The sequence below is a fragment of the Acinetobacter lwoffii genome, assembly GCF_019343495.1.
GTDB classification, from domain to species: domain Bacteria; phylum Pseudomonadota; class Gammaproteobacteria; order Pseudomonadales; family Moraxellaceae; genus Acinetobacter; species Acinetobacter lwoffii_P.
This window is the reverse complement of record NZ_CP072549.1, coordinates 2,366,493-2,382,828: the sequence shown is the minus strand read 5'-3', so window position 1 is coordinate 2,382,828 and position 16,336 is coordinate 2,366,493. Positions and strand designations below refer to the sequence as shown.

Annotated in this window: 14 protein-coding genes; 5 read left to right on the top strand and 9 right to left on the bottom strand. The window is 45.4% G+C overall.

Annotated elements, in window-relative coordinates:
* Window position 1 precedes the first annotated feature (1 nt).
* A complete protein-coding gene (locus tag J7649_RS11210; RefSeq protein ID WP_219308072.1) occupies window positions 2-1,411 on the top strand; it encodes a cryptochrome/photolyase family protein in 1,410 nt (469 codons plus the stop codon).
* 61 nt (window positions 1,412-1,472) lie between these two features.
* Here J7649_RS11210 and J7649_RS11205 read toward each other — a convergent pair whose 3' ends face one another.
* Both J7649_RS11205 and acs read right to left on the bottom strand, forming a co-directional pair.
* Window positions 1,473-2,654, bottom strand: coding sequence for an acyl-CoA dehydrogenase family protein (locus tag J7649_RS11205; RefSeq protein WP_219308070.1), 1,182 nt, complete (start codon window positions 2,652-2,654; stop codon window positions 1,473-1,475).
* 130 nt (window positions 2,655-2,784) lie between these two features.
* The gene (acs, locus tag J7649_RS11200) at window positions 2,785-4,731 is read right to left on the bottom strand and encodes an acetate--CoA ligase (RefSeq protein WP_219308068.1); all 1,947 of its coding nucleotides are present in this window, start codon (window positions 4,729-4,731) and stop codon (window positions 2,785-2,787) included.
* Window positions 4,732-5,000: 269 nt separating this feature from the next.
* Between acs and J7649_RS11195 the strand changes: the two genes are divergently transcribed.
* The gene (locus J7649_RS11195) at window positions 5,001-5,579 is read left to right on the top strand and encodes a DUF805 domain-containing protein (protein ID WP_219308066.1); all 579 of its coding nucleotides are present in this window, start codon (window positions 5,001-5,003) and stop codon (window positions 5,577-5,579) included.
* A 106-nt stretch (window positions 5,580-5,685) separates the two neighbouring features.
* On the top strand, window positions 5,686-6,666 hold the full coding sequence (locus tag J7649_RS11190) for a mechanosensitive ion channel family protein (protein WP_004281355.1): 981 nt from the start codon (window positions 5,686-5,688) through the stop codon (window positions 6,664-6,666).
* Here J7649_RS11190 and J7649_RS11185 read toward each other — a convergent pair.
* The 5 genes from J7649_RS11185 to prfB all read right to left on the bottom strand — a co-directional run bounded on the left by J7649_RS11185 (window position 6,640) and on the right by prfB (window position 11,588).
* Entirely contained in the window at window positions 6,640-7,353 is a 714-nt protein-coding gene (locus tag J7649_RS11185; protein ID WP_219308064.1) for a 16S rRNA (uracil(1498)-N(3))-methyltransferase, read from the bottom strand. The genes J7649_RS11190 and J7649_RS11185 overlap by 27 nt on opposite strands.
* A gap of 228 nt (window positions 7,354-7,581) precedes the next feature.
* Window positions 7,582-8,862: a 3-deoxy-D-manno-octulosonic acid transferase gene (locus tag J7649_RS11180; RefSeq protein ID WP_219308062.1), complete on the bottom strand. Its 1,281-nt coding sequence runs from the start codon at window positions 8,860-8,862 to the stop codon at window positions 7,582-7,584.
* An 82-nt stretch (window positions 8,863-8,944) separates the two neighbouring features.
* The gene (locus tag J7649_RS11175) at window positions 8,945-10,030 is read right to left on the bottom strand and encodes an alkene reductase (RefSeq protein ID WP_004729181.1); all 1,086 of its coding nucleotides are present in this window, start codon (window positions 10,028-10,030) and stop codon (window positions 8,945-8,947) included.
* A 15-nt stretch (window positions 10,031-10,045) separates the two neighbouring features.
* On the bottom strand, window positions 10,046-10,345 hold the full coding sequence (locus tag J7649_RS11170; protein ID WP_004281346.1) for an ArsR/SmtB family transcription factor: 300 nt from the start codon (window positions 10,343-10,345) through the stop codon (window positions 10,046-10,048).
* 147 nt (window positions 10,346-10,492) lie between these two features.
* Window positions 10,493-11,588, bottom strand: a protein-coding gene (gene prfB, locus J7649_RS11165; RefSeq protein ID WP_101627160.1) for a peptide chain release factor 2 whose coding sequence is annotated in 2 segments (ribosomal slippage) — window positions 10,493-11,515 and window positions 11,517-11,588 — 1,095 coding nt in all. Because the reading frame shifts where the segments join, the coding sequence is not laid out codon by codon here.
* Between the two features lie 500 nt (window positions 11,589-12,088).
* Here prfB and J7649_RS11160 point away from each other — a divergent pair.
* Window positions 12,089-12,868 (top strand): putative porin, encoded by a 780-nt coding sequence (locus tag J7649_RS11160; protein ID WP_219308060.1) that lies wholly within the window; start codon window positions 12,089-12,091, stop codon window positions 12,866-12,868.
* Between the two features lie 175 nt (window positions 12,869-13,043).
* Window positions 13,044-13,922, top strand: coding sequence for a putative porin (locus J7649_RS11155; protein WP_219308058.1), 879 nt, complete (start codon window positions 13,044-13,046; stop codon window positions 13,920-13,922).
* A gap of 53 nt (window positions 13,923-13,975) precedes the next feature.
* On the opposite strand, the gene recJ is transcribed toward J7649_RS11155, so the two are convergent.
* Together recJ and pdxH are read right to left on the bottom strand one after the other, a co-directional pair.
* Window positions 13,976-15,676 carry a single-stranded-DNA-specific exonuclease RecJ gene (gene recJ / locus J7649_RS11150; RefSeq protein WP_219308055.1) on the bottom strand — a complete coding sequence of 567 codons (1,701 nt, stop codon included), beginning with the start codon at window positions 15,674-15,676 and terminating at the stop codon, window positions 13,976-13,978.
* 2 nt (window positions 15,677-15,678) lie between these two features.
* Window positions 15,679-16,335 carry a pyridoxamine 5'-phosphate oxidase gene (gene pdxH, locus J7649_RS11145; protein ID WP_219310108.1) on the bottom strand — a complete coding sequence of 219 codons (657 nt, stop codon included), beginning with the start codon at window positions 16,333-16,335 and terminating at the stop codon, window positions 15,679-15,681.
* Window position 16,336: the final 1 nt, after the last annotated feature.

The following is a 16,336-nucleotide window of genomic DNA, read 5'->3' as shown; positions in this document are numbered from 1 at the left end:
AATGCAACTGATCTGGTTTCGTCAAGACCTCCGCATTCATGATCATGCCGCGCTTTGGCATGCCACCCAGCAAGGACCCTGTTTTGCTCTCGTGGTTCTCTCTCCCGAACAATGGAAGCTGCATCAGGATGCCCGGATTAAAATCGATTTTTATCTGCGTCGACTCATTATCTTAAAGCAGCAGTTAGCGCAGCTGAATATTCCGTTAATCATTTTAAATGTTCCCTTATGGCAAAACCTGCCTGCCGAAATGCTAAGCCTGTGCCAAAAACTGCAGATTGATACGCTACATGCCAATATTGAAGTGGGCGTGAATGAACTGCAACGTGATGCACAGCTACAGCAGGTGCTGGAACAGCAGCAGATCCGGGTCGAGCTGTATCATGATCGCAGCCTGTTTCCACTGACCAGTATCCGCAATCAGTCCAATCAGCCCTATCAGATCTATAGCGCATTCAAGAAAAAGTGCTATGAACGACTGATTCAGAATATACCGGGCTGCTATCCTGCCATTCAGCCTCAAGATCCGTTTGAATTACCAGACCAGCTGACCAGCTTTAATCTGCAAAAATTTGCGGCTGATTATAAGGTTGATCATGCTGCCCAGCTCTGGCCTGCAGAAGATCAAGCTGCCTTTGAGCTGCTCGATGATTTTATCGAGGATAAAATAGCTCACTATAAAACCGAGCGAGAGCTACCTGCAGTCGATGGTACCAGCCGCCTGTCACCGTATCTGAATATCGGTATTCTCTCGATCCGTCAATGTATGCAGACCCTGTTTAAGGACAGTTATTTCCAGATTGATGATATCGGTCAGCAGACCTGGCTGGATGAACTGCTCTGGCGCGAGTTTTATCTGCATACCCTGTTTGATTTTCCCCGTGTATCTAGGCATCGGCCTTTTAAGGAAAATACCGATAACATCCAGTGGCGCAATGCACCGGATAATTTGGCTGCCTGGCAACAAGGACAAACCGGGATTCCAATTGTCGATGCCGGCATGCGGCAAATGCGGGCCACTGGCTGGATGCATAACCGGGTGCGCATGATTACTGCGATGTTTCTATGTAAAAACCTGCTGATTGACTGGCGCTTGGGAGAAAGCTGGTTCATGCAGCATCTGATTGATGGTGATCTGGCGGCGAACAATGGCGGTTGGCAATGGTGTGCTTCGACCGGCATGGATGCCGTGCCCTATTTCCGGATTTTTAACCCGGTCAGCCAGTCACAAAAGTTTGATCCGAATGGGGATTATATCCGTCAATGGGTGCCGGAACTGGCGCATCTGAATGCTAAATTTATTCATGAACCTTATGCCAAAAATCCGGATCTTGAACTGGATTATCCGAAACCGATCGTGGATTTAAAGTCTTCTCGTATACGGGCGATTGAAGCGTTTAAGCATATTTAAAACCAAACTTTTTCATCCCGAATAAAACAGTCTCCGTTAAAGAGGCTGTTTTATTTTCAGATCAGGAATAAAAACTTGGATCAGGCACTTTTCCGGTCAGCACCCATTCGCCCACTTCCTGATATTTATAATCTACCGGATCATGCAAGGTCTGAGTGCGGACATTGCGCCAGAAACGGTCCAGATTGAGCTTGGCAGTGGTGGCCCGCGCACCCATCACCTGGAAAATATTCTGGGTAATATAGAGAGAGGTATTGGTTGCGGCAATTTTGGCTGTGGCAATGGCAACCGAGACTTCACCGCGCTGTTCAGCACTTAAATCATTCCCAAGCTCCCAGGCTGCCTGTAAAGCCTGAACCGCTTTATCTGCCAGTAAGCGTACCCCTTCCAGTTGTACATAAAACTCAGCGAAATGCTTCTGGATAAAAGGATCATTCACCGCATCGTCTGTCAGTGATTTGGACCAGGCTTTTTGGGTCTGTACGCCCTGTCTGGCGATTTCAAATGCTCCTTCTGCCACGCCCAAAAACAGATGCACGAAAATCAGCTGGGCAATCAAAGGCCGTAGACTGGAATACGGCGTACTCAGTGGACCTGGATTTAACAGCAATTCATCTTCATGAATGTTGACCTGCTCAAAATGGCTGGTACCACTGTCGGTCTGGCGTTGGCCTATATTGTTCCAGTCACCCAGAAAACTCACACCCTCTCGCTGGGTCGGAATCACACCTATCAGCAATTTTCCGGCTTCGTTATAGCCCGAACACAACAACATATCTGAATCGATCGAACCCGAGCAGAAGCTTTTATCACCATGGAAAATATATTTGTTTTCTGAAACTTTTATGGCTGTGGTACGACGATCCAGTGGATTTAGAGTATTACCCCAAAACAGATTATTTTGGGCAGTCTGTTCAAACCACGCACCATATTGTTCAGGTTGAGAAAATAATTGAACGGTCGCAATCAGCAAATGGTGAAAGCCGTAGACATGGGCCAATGAACTGTCGACTTGGGCAATGGTCTGAATGGTGCTAAAAATGGTCTGCCAGTCGGCACCCTGACCGCCGTACTGTTTTGGAATGGACAGGTCAAGCAAGCCACTCTGACGAATCAGGTCACGCTCGGCTTTGGGATTACCCCCCTGTTTGTCCCGTTCTGCTGCAGTTTGGGCAAAAGTTTCAGCCAGTTCCCGGGCAATCTCTAAGGGCGACTGATCGAGATATGATTGTCGTATATTCATTGTTTTTGGACCTATATTCAGCATGGCTCGAGCTTAGCAGATTGCAGCCTGTCACTATATCCGAAAGCATGCAGAGCTTATTCCCGATATAAAAATACCGGCAGGATGCCGGTATTTAAAAAGTTTAAATTTAAGCTTTATTACGCTGTACCTCTGCGATCAGATGATCCACCACTTGCGGTTCAGCCAGGGTCGAAGTATCTCCGAGACTATCCAGCTCATCGGCTGCAATCTTTCGCAATATCCGGCGCATGATTTTGCCGGAACGGGTTTTCGGCAAGGCCGGTGCCCAGTGCAAGGCATCGGGAGTCGCCACTGGCCCGAGAATCTTGCGTACCCAGCTGACCAGTTCTCCACGTAATTGATCTGAACTGGCAACATCAGCCTGTAAGGTCACAAAGGCACAAATTCCCTGACCTTTAATATCATGCGGCATACCGACTACAGCGGCCTCTGCTACCGATTCATGCGCCACCAGTGCACTTTCAATTTCTGCAGTACCTAAACGGTGTCCGGATACATTCAGGACATCATCCACCCGGCCGGTAATCCAGTAATAACCATCTTTATCGCGACGCGCCCCATCTCCGGTAAAATAAGTACCGGGATAGGTAGAGAAATAAGCTTCAATAAAACGCTCCGGGTCTCCCCAAATGGTACGCATCTGACCCGGCCAGGAATCCTTAATCACCAGATTTCCCTCAGCTTCACCCTCCAGTTCCTTGCCATCGGCATCGACAATAGCCGGTTGTACCCCGAAGAAAGGCCGTGTCGCAGAACCTGGTTTTAAATCAGTCGCACCCGGCAATGGCGTAATCATAAAACCGCCAGTTTCGGTTTGCCACCAGGTATCGATGACGGGACAGCGGCTTTCACCGACCACGGTGTAGTACCAGTTCCAGGCTTCCGGATTAATTGGCTCACCGACCGATCCTAAAATTCTCAGGCTGCTACGGTCACTTTCCCGTACAAAAGCATCGCCCTCACGCATCATGGCGCGGATCGCGGTCGGTGCAGTATAGAGAATGGTCACGTTATGCTTATCAACAATATGTCCAGTACGCGCCCAGCTTGGATATTGCGGCACACCTTCAAACATCACGGTGGTGGTACCATTCGAAAGTGGCCCATACAGTACATAGGAATGCCCGGTGATCCAGCCCACATCTGCGGTACACCAGAATACATCATCCTGCTTGATATCAAATGCTTCACGGAAGGTGCAATTCACATAGGTCAGATAACCGCCAGTGGTATGCATCACGCCCTTGGGCTTGCCGGTGGAACCTGAGGTATACAGGATAAACAGCGGATCTTCGGCATTCATCGGTTCGGGTGGACAGATGTCATTCACTGACATAATTTCCGTGTGATACCACAGATCACGTCCTTCCTGCATTTCAATTGGGTTACCGGTGCGGTGTACCACCATTACATTTTGAATCGAGTCTGTACCCGCCAGTTTCAGTGCTTCATCGACATTGGCTTTCAGTGGAATGGCCTTACCGCCGCGCATGCCGGAATCCGCAGTAATCACCATTTTCGCCTGACAGTCTTCAATCCGGCTGGCCAAAGAATCTGGCGAGAAACCACCAAATACCACGCAATGCACCGCCCCGATCCGGGCACAGGCCAACATAGCAATCGCAGCTTCAGAAACCATCGGCATATACAGCATGACCCGGTCGCCTTTCTGGATGCCATTTTTCTTCAACACATTGGCAAAACGGCAGGTTTCATCATGCAGTTCGGCAAAGGAAATAATCTTGTGCCGCGAAGGATGATCCCCTTCCCAGATGATCGCCGGTTTATAAGGATGTTCTTTCAGGTGCCGATCCAGACAGTTGGCACTGACATTGAGCTGACCATCAGCAAACCATTCGATTTTAAAATCGTCTTTATTAAAACTGGTATTTTTGACTTGGGTAAAGGGCTTGATCCAGTCCAGACGTTGCGCCTGTTCTGCCCAAAATTTATCTGGCTGTTCTATAGAATACTGATAACGTTCGAAGTACTGGTCTTCAAGCGTACGTGCTGTTTTTTTAAATTCTTCGGGTACTGGATAGATCTCTTGCATAGGTCACTTCCTTGATTTTGTTCTATCTCATCACGAGAGGTTAATGCGGCGTTGTTGATTGTTTTTTATGCATAATGGCAGTATGGCCTGCTTATTTCAAATCCGGCAATCATGCTTTCGTCGTAGATTATTTATACAAATTCAATCAAAATAAACCACAACTTACAGTACAGAATCTTCTGCGCAACTGTGTATGATCTGTAGCACAGTCCTTAAAAATAAAACTGACCGCTTGTGGTTATTTCATCTGATTTAGCAGGATACACTTTATGAAATCGCCTGAATCTCCCTACTTTAGCCCGCCTGCATTGCCCGCAACCGATCATCCCCTGTCGATGAAAGGCCGCTTCGGACGCTTGAGCTTTATTGCCTGGTCGGCATTTCTGTATTTCATTTTTTTATTTGGCAGTATCGCACTGGGTCTCAGTATTGATATTGTGAATATTTCTACCCATTCCCTAGATCCCAACTGGCTGATTTCATTGCAAGGCTTGGCCAGTATTGTTGTACTGACCATGGTTCTGGTCTATGTGTATTTCGCTTTAGTGGTGACCGTTCGCCGTTTGCATGATATGAACCGCAGTGGCTGGTGGGCGCTATTATTTTTGCTGCCGCTAGTAAACATTTTTGTATGGCTTTATATCGTTTTTGGTTCGGGCGATCGAGGCACTAATCAGTATGGCCCGGCACGGATGACCTTGCTCTGGGAAAAAATTCTGGCCTGGCTGATGATTATCCTGACCCTGCTTAGCTTGTTGGGATCTATCGCTTTATTCAGTTATATGAGCGGTGAAGAACAAACCCCTACCCCCACGGAAATGATGCAAAAAACCACCAAATACTTTTAACAACAGCGCCGTTATTTTTAAAATTATCTACTGGTGACTTCGAGTCCTTATTAATTTTTTGCTGAACATCAGGCAAAATAGGCGAAATTTGAATTGTGGAATTTTTGTGGCAGAGCAAAACAATACCTTAAGCCAGGTAACTGAGGGCACCACGGAGTTGTTACATCAGGCAACTGAGAAAACGACCCAGACCGTGATTGAACATACCGCCAAGTATAATGATGCTTACAGCACCATTGACAAGATCATGGAGGGCTTCTGGGAGCGTGTGCCTTATTTTTGTATCGCACTGATCGTGATTACGATTTTCTGGTTACTCTCCAAAGTCTTCAAGTTTTTCGTACGTAAAACTTTGGAAAACCGTTCTTATACCCGCCAGAATCTGGTGTTGGTACTCAACCGTGTCGGCAGTACCTTTATTATTTTCTTTGGTATTCTGATTGGACTGGTGATTGCTGTTCCTGGCTTTACCCCGGGTCAGCTGATGAGTGCCCTCGGAATTGGTTCGGTCGCGATCGGTTTTGCCTTCAAGGATATTTTCCAGAACCTGCTCTCTGGCGTGTTGATTCTGCTCAGTGAACCGTTCAAGATTGGCGATGACATTATCGTGAATGGCATGGAAGGTACGGTTGAAGATATCCAGATTCGTGCGACCTTCTTACGTTCACCAGATGGCCGTCGTATTGTCATTCCGAATGCCACGGTCTACACCAGTGCGGTCACGGTGAATACTGCCTATACCCGTCGCCGCTGCGAATTCGTGGTGGGCATCGGCTATGAAGATGACATCCAGAAAGCCAAGGACCTGATCACCGCTATTTTAGATAAAGATCCAACCATCCTGAGCCAGCCAGGCTTTAGTGTCAACGTAACGGCGCTGGCTGACTTTTCTATTACCCTAAAAGCTTTCTGGTGGGTCGATACCACTGAAACCGGCACCGGAACTTCAATCAGTGCGGTGCAGGAACGGGTAATTCAGGCTTTTGCCGAGCATAATATTTCGATTCCTTATCCGGTACAGGAAGTTAAAGTCTATCGTGGTGAGGGCAATGAAGAAGCTTCAGCACGTGCTAAACAGTCGACCTAAAACATAAGGAATCACAGTTTCTGTACGGATAATACGGTTGCCCAATCTCACAGCCTGGCAGCCGTTTTTTATGAGTAAATCAACTTCATATGGAATAAATCCACCCTCCGGACCAATAATAATCGTACAGGGATGCTCAATCGCAAATGGCATCGCTTGCTCTGCATAAGGATGTGCCACATAAGCCGGACCATCCGTACTAATCAAACCCGGCAAGATATCTTCAACAAAGGGTTTAAAGCGTTTATATAGCTCGATTTTCGGAGCAATCGTATCGCCTGCCTGTTCCAGTCCCAGCTCGATATAATGATTTAACTGCTGTAAAAATGGGGTTTGCCAATAGCTTTTATCGACGCGATAGCTATGCAGTAAAATGATTTTTTCAACGCCCAAAGTGACACTGTCCATGATCAGACGGCGCAGTACTTTCGGACGTGGCAAGGCCACAATTAAAGTCACTGGCAATTTTTCTGGAACAGCTTCTTCTTGCAGCGGTTTCAAGCGCACTGCTTTTTCAGAGATTTCGACAATCTCAGTCAGGTAACGCAGACCTTCCCGAATTCCGACTTTTAACGTATCTCCCACCTGGATCTGCAAATGCTGCTGTAAATGTTCCAGTTGCCGAGTTGAGGTAATGGACCAAAGTTCAGTTTCGGTTTGACGTGGGTCAAGCAGGACGATATTCATAAGGAAGATAAAACCAAAACATTAACATGCAAAATATTCAAATTAGGTATTATCGCCAAATTTGAAATCGTGTGTGGCGACATGGATGTTGCCCGCGGTACTGAGGTACAGGAAGTACCTTCAGTACCGCAAAGGATTTTTGCTACTTTTAATCCCTTAAAAGTAGAAATCTTCTACGAATGACCAGTTGTCTCAGAAAGGTAGATTGAGAATATGACTAGCACACACTTAGAGATACTGATCAATCACCTGAATATGCTTGGCAAGTGACCCCGTATTTAATTGCATAATTTGCTGCGCTGCTGCATTCAAATTTTCCGCCTTGAGCGGATCTTGCAAAAGTTCCAGTAATACCTCTGCAGCCTGCTGGGCATCCTGTACTACTGCGACTGCGTCTGCCTGAACAAACTCATCCACGATGGTCTGAAAATTAAAATAGTTTTTGCCTAAAACAGTCGGCACATGCAGCGCAATCGGCTCCAGAATATTATGTCCACCACCTGGTTCATTTAAAGAACCACCCACATAACATGCCTGACTCAAAGCATACCAAAGCCACATTTCACCCATAGAGTCGGCCAGATAAACCTGGGTATCTGCCTCAATATGTTGCCCCAAACTACGGCGCCGGGTTGTTAAACCTAGTAACTGTGTCGCCTGAAACACCTCATCAAAACGTTCCGGATGACGCGGCACTACAATACAGACCAACTTAGGATCAGCCTCTAAAGCAGCTTTTAAAGCACTCAGAATTTCTTTTTCTTCAGGAGCATGAGTACTGGCCAGCGTAATAACTTTATGACCTGCTAAAGACCATTGCTGTTTTAACTGAGCTGCCTGCTGGATAAAGTGCTCGGGCGCAATAATATCAAATTTGATATTGCCCAAAACCTGTGTTTTTTCGGCTGCTATTCCTAACTGGATATAACGTTGCTGGGTGGCTGTATCCTGTGCCAAAAGACCAGTTAAATTCTTGAGCATGCCTCTAGTCAAACCTTTGACCTTGGCATAACCTTTGGCAGATTTTTCAGACAGACGCGCATTCAACAATACACTTGGTATATTGAACTGAGGTGCCTGATCCAGCAGATTCGGCCAAAGCTCGGTTTCCATCAGCAATAAAAGTTTCGGCTGATATTTTTGATAAAATTCACGAATTAAAGTTTTCTGGTCAGCAGGCAAATACACGGCTTGAAACAAATCGAGATAAGGCGCTTTTAAAAAAAGTGATTTAGCGCGTGCCTGACCGGTTTTGGTGGTATTGGTGACCAGCACCGGATGGCCAAGTTTTAAATAATGTTCAATTAACGGTTGGGCAGCATTGGTTTCACCCACCGACACCACATGAAACCAGATGGCATGCAGGTTTTTGGGTGGCTGAAACGGGCCGAAACGTTCTGTCAGTTCTTGTTGTAATTGTTCAGGATCGGTCGCACGTTTACGGATACGCGATTGATATAAGGGTTTAACCAGCGCCAAGGCTGCGTTATACCAAAATGGAGTGGCCACATTGCGCCCCTGTCCAAAGATTCAATGGGCAGAATATAGCAGAGCCACATCAACATGTTAATCAATGTGGCTCATTTTTAGATTATTCTACTGTAGTTAAAGCTTCTGCTTCAGCCAATGTCGGATAATCAATATAGCCTTCCGCGACATTGGTTCCGATCATATTTTCCAGCTTCAGTTCATTCAGCGGCGCATCTTCGAGCAGACGTTCGTATAGATCCGGATTGGCAATATAAGCCTTACCAAAAGCCACCGCATCAGCCTTGCCTGATGCCAACAGCTCAATCGCATCTTCACGACTTAGTTGCATATTGGCAATATAAGGCACTCCATTTGAGCGCTGTTTCATATATTCAGAAATACTGTCTTCTGCCAGATATTCACGGGTAAAGAAGAAGGCAATCTTGCGCTTACCCAGCTGCTCCATGGCATAGCCAAATGTTTCACGTGGATCATTGTCGCCCATGTCATGGTCATCACAACGCGGCGCAAAATGCACCCCTACACGATCTGCGCCCCATACTTCAATCAGTGCATCAGTTGCTTCTAGCAGGAAACGTGTACGATTTTCCACTGAACCGCCGTATTCATCTTCACGCTGATTGGTTTTGCTTTGCAAGAACTGGTCAATCAGATAACCATTGGCAGCATGTAATTCAACACCATCAAAACCGGCCTCTTTAGCACGAATCGCGGCTTGCTTATATTGCTCGGTAATGGCATGAATTTCCGAAATTTCCAGCGGACGCGGCAACACATAAGGACGTTTTGGACGTAACAAGCTGACATGACCCGCCTGTTGTACTGCACTTGCAGAGACTGGTGTTTCACCATTTAACAGATCCGGATGCGATACACGACCAACATGCCAAAGCTGGGCAACAATCAGACCGCCCTTCTCATGAACCGCTTGAGTGACCTTTTTCCAGCCTTCGACCTGAGCATCGGTAAACAATCCTGGAGTATTTAAATAGCCATTGGCTTCTTCAGAAATCACTGTGGCTTCAGAAATAATCAGGCCAGCACTTGCACGTTGCGCATAGTACTCAACCATCATTGGGGTTGGAACGCGATCAGCAGTTGCGCGGTTACGGGTCAGCGGCGCCATGATGACACGGTTTTTAAGCTCTAACGCACCGAGCGTTAAAGGAGAATTTAATTCAGCCATCGTTACTCCCACCTGTTAAAGGTGTTGTTGTAGGTGTTCGATAAATTGTTGAATCAAAGTTTCATTGCGGGAGAAATATGACCACTGTCCATGCTTGGTCGCAGTGATCAGGCCAGTCTGCTGTAATACAGACAAATGATTGGACATGGTGGACTGGGAAACCTGGCCCAAACGTTCAATTTGACCTGCACAGACCCCACGTTGAAAGCCACCACACTCTTCCGCAGACAGATATTGCTCCGGAGATTTTAACCACTCCAGAATTTGTCGACGGGTCGGATTGGCTAAGGCTTTAAAAATTAGATCAAGGTCCATAGGCACATCACAATCAGTGGCGCAACGAAACTTTATTCAGCATCTGCGACCATTATATCGTATTTTTACGATTTATATATCGAATAATTTAGATATAAGAGTCACAATCTGTACAAGCTTGGTTACGCCAGCTATTTAAACAACTTCTTACAAGCCCTGTTTCAAGCTTGCTTCGATAAATTTGTCCAGATCACCGTCCAGAACTGCGCCAGTATTGGAATTTTCCACACCTGTACGCAAATCCTTAATACGTGAATCATCCAGGACATAAGAACGGATCTGGCTACCCCAGCCGATATCAGACTTGGAATCTTCCAGTGCTTGTGCCGCTTCGTTACGTTTGCTCATCTCGAGCTCATAAAGTTTGGCACGTAACTGCTTCCAGGCGTGGTCACGGTTGGCATGTTGTGAACGCTGGTTCTGACAGGCCACCACAATTCCGGTCGGTGCATGGGTTAAACGCACGGCAGAATCTGTTTTGTTAATATGCTGACCACCCGCCCCTGATGCACGATAAGTATCGGTACGAACATCGGACGGATTGATTTCAATTTCGATATTGTCATCAACTTCCGGTGACACAAACACGGCAGAGAACGAGGTATGACGACGGTTGCCCGAGTCAAAGGGCGACTTACGCACTAAACGATGTACACCAGATTCGGTACGTAACCAGCCATAGGCGTACTCACCTTCCACACGAATCGTCGCAGATTTAATCCCGGCAACATCGCCATCAGATTCTTCCATCACTTCTGCTTTAAAGCCATGACGTTCAATCCAGCGTAAATACATACGTAGCAACATAGACGCCCAGTCCTGTGCTTCTGTACCGCCTGAACCAGCTTGAATTTCAAGATAGCAAGGGTTTGGATCCATCGGATTATTGAACATACGGCGAAATTCAAGCTTGGCCAGTTCTTCTTCAGCCGTGCTCAGTTCAGCCTGTACGTCTTCTAGCAAGCTTTCATCATCCGCTTCAACCGCCAGATCAAGCAAAGCCTGTGCATCTTCAAGCTGGGTACTTAAGCGATCCAGCACATTTAATACATTTTCAAGCTCGCCTTTTTCTTTGGCCATTGCTTGAGCACGACTCTGATCATTCCAGATCGTTGGATCTTCTAATTCACGCAGGACTTCTTCTAAACGCTCTTTTTTCAGATCGTAGTCAAAGATACCCCCGTAGTGTTTGACCACGTTCGTTTAAGTCTTTTAATTGGTTTAGATACGGATTAATTTCCACGTGAATTACTCTCAATCAAAATTAGGCACAAAATTCTTAGCCCGATATTATAGCACAGTCTATTTCCGCTATTTTAACGATCCATTCAGTCTAAAGCTCGAATATCTTGAGCATTTAGACCTGTATTTCCCTCATCCAATTTTCAACATCTCATAGACTCTTTTGCGTCTTTTTATCCGAAATTTTTATCGGCTTTTTAGCCCCGTTTTATGACCGAAATATAATTTTGCAATTGATTTTATAATTTAGGATTTCTTATTGGTCTGTATAAAAAATCAGCGAATTCAATAGATTCCACAATATCTACACACTTTTAATAAAACACTACATTATAAATTTAATTTTATTATTCAGTCACTTGTTCAGAAAAAATTACACAAGATTACGCTATTCACATTACTGTAACTTTCCTTTGATTGACGATCTTTGGAATTGCTCTAGACTGAAAGTTGTAACAAAAAGTGTAATGTTTTTAACTCACGATTTGAGGGGTAGTAACCATGAAAAAATTAGCGATTACTTCGGCACTACTTTCAGCAATAGCAATGACTGGTACAGCAGCACATGCTTACCAAGCAGAAATTGGTGCATCAGCAGGAGTGGTTGATCCTGACAACGGTGGAACTAGCGGTTCTTTCGGCGTTGATGGTACATATTACTTCAATCCAGTTCAAACACGTAATGCACCATTAGCAGAAGCAGCATTCCTTGATCGTGCTAGCAACGTGAGTGCGCAATATCAATATAATGAAATTGGTGATTCTGAAGCGCATCGTTATGGCGTAGGTGCAGAGTACTTCGTACCGAATTCTGACTTCTACTTAAGCGGTAACGTCAATGGCCATGATCTGCAGGACAATGATGATCTAGAAAATGATTTAACCACCTATGCAGCTGAAGTCGGTTATCTGCCAGCGCCAGGTCTATTGATTGCGGCTGGTGTGAAAGGTTGGGATAACGACAATGATGATGGCGTAGATCCAACACTTCGTGCTAAATATGTGACGACATTAAGCAATGGTAAAGATATCAACCTGGAAGCAGGTGCAGCGTTTGGTGATCTAGATGAATACAATCTGGCAGCAGATTATTTCATCGACAAAACCTTGAGTGTCGGTGCTGATTATCACAATAATGATATTACCGACAAGAGCGAATTTGGTATCAATGCACGTAAGTTCATTAACCAGCAAGTGAGCTTAGAAGGCCGTGTCGGCTTTGGCGAACAGTTTAACAATGACTACAATACCTTTGGTGTAGCAGCGAAGTACCGCTTCTAATCTAAAACCAAAAGTTAGTCATGCATAGAAACCCATCCTCGGATGGGTTTTTTTATTGCACTCTTAACAAGCATTTAGGTATTTTTTGCACATTGACGGAGCGAATATAAACTGTACAATTTGTTACAACTGTTCATCAAACAGTCATATTTTTATAACAAAGAGAGAAACCTAAATGCTTAAGAAACTTGCTCTTGCTACAGCACTTCTTGCTGGCTTGGGAACTGCACATGCTTACCAAACTGAACTTAATGTTGGGTATGAAAACACTGACTTTGAAAATAATCTAGGTGGATTTGAACTTGACTCTGATGGGGATTTATTTTTTGTTAACGGTAAATACTACTTAAATACCGTAAATACTAAAAATGCTCCTCTAGCTGAAGCTGCCTTTTTAAATAAAGCTAGTAATATTGGTTTAGGATACGTTAATGCTCAAAATGAATTGAGCGAAGCTGGTATTAATGCAGAAGAAGAGTTTGAGATTATTGGTGTTAATGGTGAATTCTTTATTCCTAACTCTCAATTTTATATTTCTGGTAGTTTAAACCAAGTGGATTATACAGCTAGCGCACGTGCTCCTGGGTTTACTTATGATGAATCTGATGACACTACTGGCTATTCTTTAGAAGCTGGTTACTTACCAGTTAATGGGTTATTGTTGGCTCTAGGAGTTGCTAAAGAAAGTGTAGATCCTATGCTTGCTTCTAAAATTGGATTTGCTAGCACCCTTGGTTACGGTGTAGCTGTAGGTGAAGACACCGCTGTTTCTTTGCGAGCTAAATATGTGACTCAAATTGGTAATCATTTTACTAATTTCGAGGGAGTAACATATTTCGGTGATGAAACTGCTTATCGTTTAGCTGCTGATCTTTATATTGATCCTACACTTAGCGTTGGTGTTTCTTTTGCTGACTCTACTGCTGATGAATCAGATACTATTTTTAGTGTTCGTACTCAAAAATTCTTTACCCCTGCAATTGCAGCTGGCGTTAACTACACAACTACTGACGGTGCTGACTCTTTCGGTATTAACGGTACTTTCCGCTTCTAATCCCTCCGATTAAAAGCAAAAAAACCGCTCACCCGAGCGGTTTTTTTTATGGCCTATTGTTCCAAATGGATAATCCGCATTTGCAAGCTGACATTACCATTAAAGATATTTTTATCCAGCTCATAAACCAAGCGCGTATCTTTCATCGGATCAAAGTCATATTTATCCGCTGCATTGAAGGCGATTGCATCCACGACCTGCTCATTCTCCAATGCCACACGTAATTTAAGATGCACATCTTTGAGCCAACGATAGTCCATGATTTTGAACACACCATCAAAAATCGGTTGGGGGAATTTTTGCCCCCATGGACTTAAATTCTGTAATAAATCGACTGTTTCAATGTGAAAAGCAGAAGCTGGTAGCTCTCCATCAGTCCATAAAGTCGCAGTGAATAAGTCCTCATCCATCGCACCAATCAGTACTTCAAAGACCTGCTTAAACTCGACGAAATTTTCTTTTTTCAGGGTTAAACCGGCTGCTGCTGCATGGCCACCAAAATGACTGACTAAATGAGGATATTGCTCTGCCACCTGTTCAATCGCATCACGAATATGAATACCTTCAATCGAACGCGCCGAACCTTTGATATGAATCCCATCCTGATCCGCGGCAAAAACAATACTCGGACGATGGAACTGCTCTTTTAAACGCCCTGCTACAATCCCGATCACTCCCTGATGCCAATGCTGTTCAAACATGATCAACGCAGCAGGTAGTTCAGTGGCATCCCACTGGATTTTATCCAGCTCAAGCAAGGCTTCCTGCTTGATTTTACCTTCCACCTGACGGCGTTCGACATTGAGCTGATTCAGCTGTTCAGCCAGTGGATAAGCAGTTGTCAGATCAGGAGCCAGCAAACATTCGATCCCGATATCCATGGTTTCCATGCGTCCAGCCGCGTTAATCCGTGGGCCTAAAACAAAGCCCAAATCTTGAGCTTTCAGACCAGCAGGATCACGCTTTGCAATATCAAGTAGCGCACTGATTCCTGCTCGGCATAACCCTTGCTGGATCCGTTTCAACCCTGCATCGACCAGAATCCGGTTGTTATAGTCCAGACTCGCGACATCGGCATAAGTACCGAGTGCCACCAGATCAAGATAATTGGTAATTACCGTAGAGGATTTTCCAAGTTTCTTGCGATGGGTAGACAGATTGGCCAGTATATAAAAAGCCACCCCGACCCCAGCCAGTGCTTTGCTTGGAAAGTCGCAACCGAGCTGATTGGGATTGACCACGGCTTCGGCTTTTGGTGTCGGCTTGGTCGTCAGATGGTGATCAGTAATGATCACCTGCATGCCATGATCCTGCGCCTGTTTTACTCCGTCATGGCTGGAAATGCCATTGTCCACGGTAATCAGTAAATCAGGCGTGAAATTGACAAAGGCCAGATCTGCAATTGCGGGCGTCAATCCATACCCATATTTAAAACGGTCTGGTACCAGATATTCAACATTGGCGCCCATATCGCGCAGTGCCAGCACCATGAGTGCAGTACTGGTCGCGCCATCGGCATCATAATCGCCGACAATCACGATTTTCTGGCCATGATCAATCGCCTGATCCATCAATTGAATGGCTTCAGGCAAGCCTTTCATGGTCGGTGCCAGCAAATGCTTCAGCTTGAGCTCAAGTTCCTGCTCGGATTCCACCCCACGACGAGCCAGAATCTCGGCCACAAATGCAGGGACGCCCGGTAAATTTTCAGGGCGTGTCAGCAATGGACGTTGTTTGATTTCCAGTTTTTGCATGGTTATGGCATTAAGCGCTCTAAAGTCCAGCCGGCATCGGTTTTGCGATAACTTAAACGGTCATGCAAACGGTTGGGACGACCCTGCCAGAATTCATAATAATCGGGTTCTAGACGATAACCGCCCCAGAATACCGGCTTGTCCAACTGTTGGTGATTCGCGACCTGGGTATGCAAATCCCAAAAACGTTGCTGCAATTCCTCACGACTGGCCACGACGCCACTTTGCGGGGTACTGATATGTGCAGCAATCTGGCTTTCTCGTGGACGTTTATGATAATAATCGGTCGATTCTTCTTCCGATATTTTCTTTACACGACCTGAAATACGAATCTGGCGCTCCTGATCCTGCCAGTACAACAACAGTTCGGCATAAGGATTTTCAGCCAGATCCAGACCTTTTTGACTATCATAGTTGGTATAAAAGTCATAACCCGCTTCAGTCGCTCCACGTAGCAATACCGTACGCACATGCGGACGACCTTGTGCATTGGCTGTTGCCAAAGACATGGCATAGGGTTCATGCAATTTTGCTTCCAGTGCATGGTTAAACCATTGCAGGAACTGCATATGTGGATTCGGATTGACTTGCTGTTCCTGTAACTCGCCTTTTTCATAATTCAGGCGTAGTTCACTCAGATCCTTGATCAGATCACTCATC

Coding starts and splice junctions, on each gene's coding strand:
- J7649_RS11210 (WP_219308072.1), top strand. CDS start 2: ATGCAACTGATCTGGTTTCGTCAAGACCTCCGCATTCATGATCATGCC.
- J7649_RS11205 (WP_219308070.1), bottom strand. CDS start 2,654: ATGAATATACGACAATCATATCTCGATCAGTCGCCCTTAGAGATTGCC.
- acs (WP_219308068.1), bottom strand. CDS start 4,731: ATGCAAGAGATCTATCCAGTACCCGAAGAATTTAAAAAAACAGCACGT.
- J7649_RS11195 (WP_219308066.1), top strand. CDS start 5,001: ATGAAATCGCCTGAATCTCCCTACTTTAGCCCGCCTGCATTGCCCGCA.
- J7649_RS11185 (WP_219308064.1), bottom strand. CDS start 7,353: ATGAATATCGTCCTGCTTGACCCACGTCAAACCGAAACTGAACTTTGG.
- J7649_RS11175 (WP_004729181.1), bottom strand. CDS start 10,030: ATGGCTGAATTAAATTCTCCTTTAACGCTCGGTGCGTTAGAGCTTAAA.
- J7649_RS11170 (WP_004281346.1), bottom strand. CDS start 10,345: ATGGACCTTGATCTAATTTTTAAAGCCTTAGCCAATCCGACCCGTCGA.
- J7649_RS11160 (WP_219308060.1), top strand. CDS start 12,089: ATGAAAAAATTAGCGATTACTTCGGCACTACTTTCAGCAATAGCAATG.
- J7649_RS11155 (WP_219308058.1), top strand. CDS start 13,044: ATGCTTAAGAAACTTGCTCTTGCTACAGCACTTCTTGCTGGCTTGGGA.
- recJ (WP_219308055.1), bottom strand. CDS start 15,676: ATGCAAAAACTGGAAATCAAACAACGTCCATTGCTGACACGCCCTGAA.
- pdxH (WP_219310108.1), bottom strand. CDS start 16,335: ATGAGTGATCTGATCAAGGATCTGAGTGAACTACGCCTGAATTATGAA.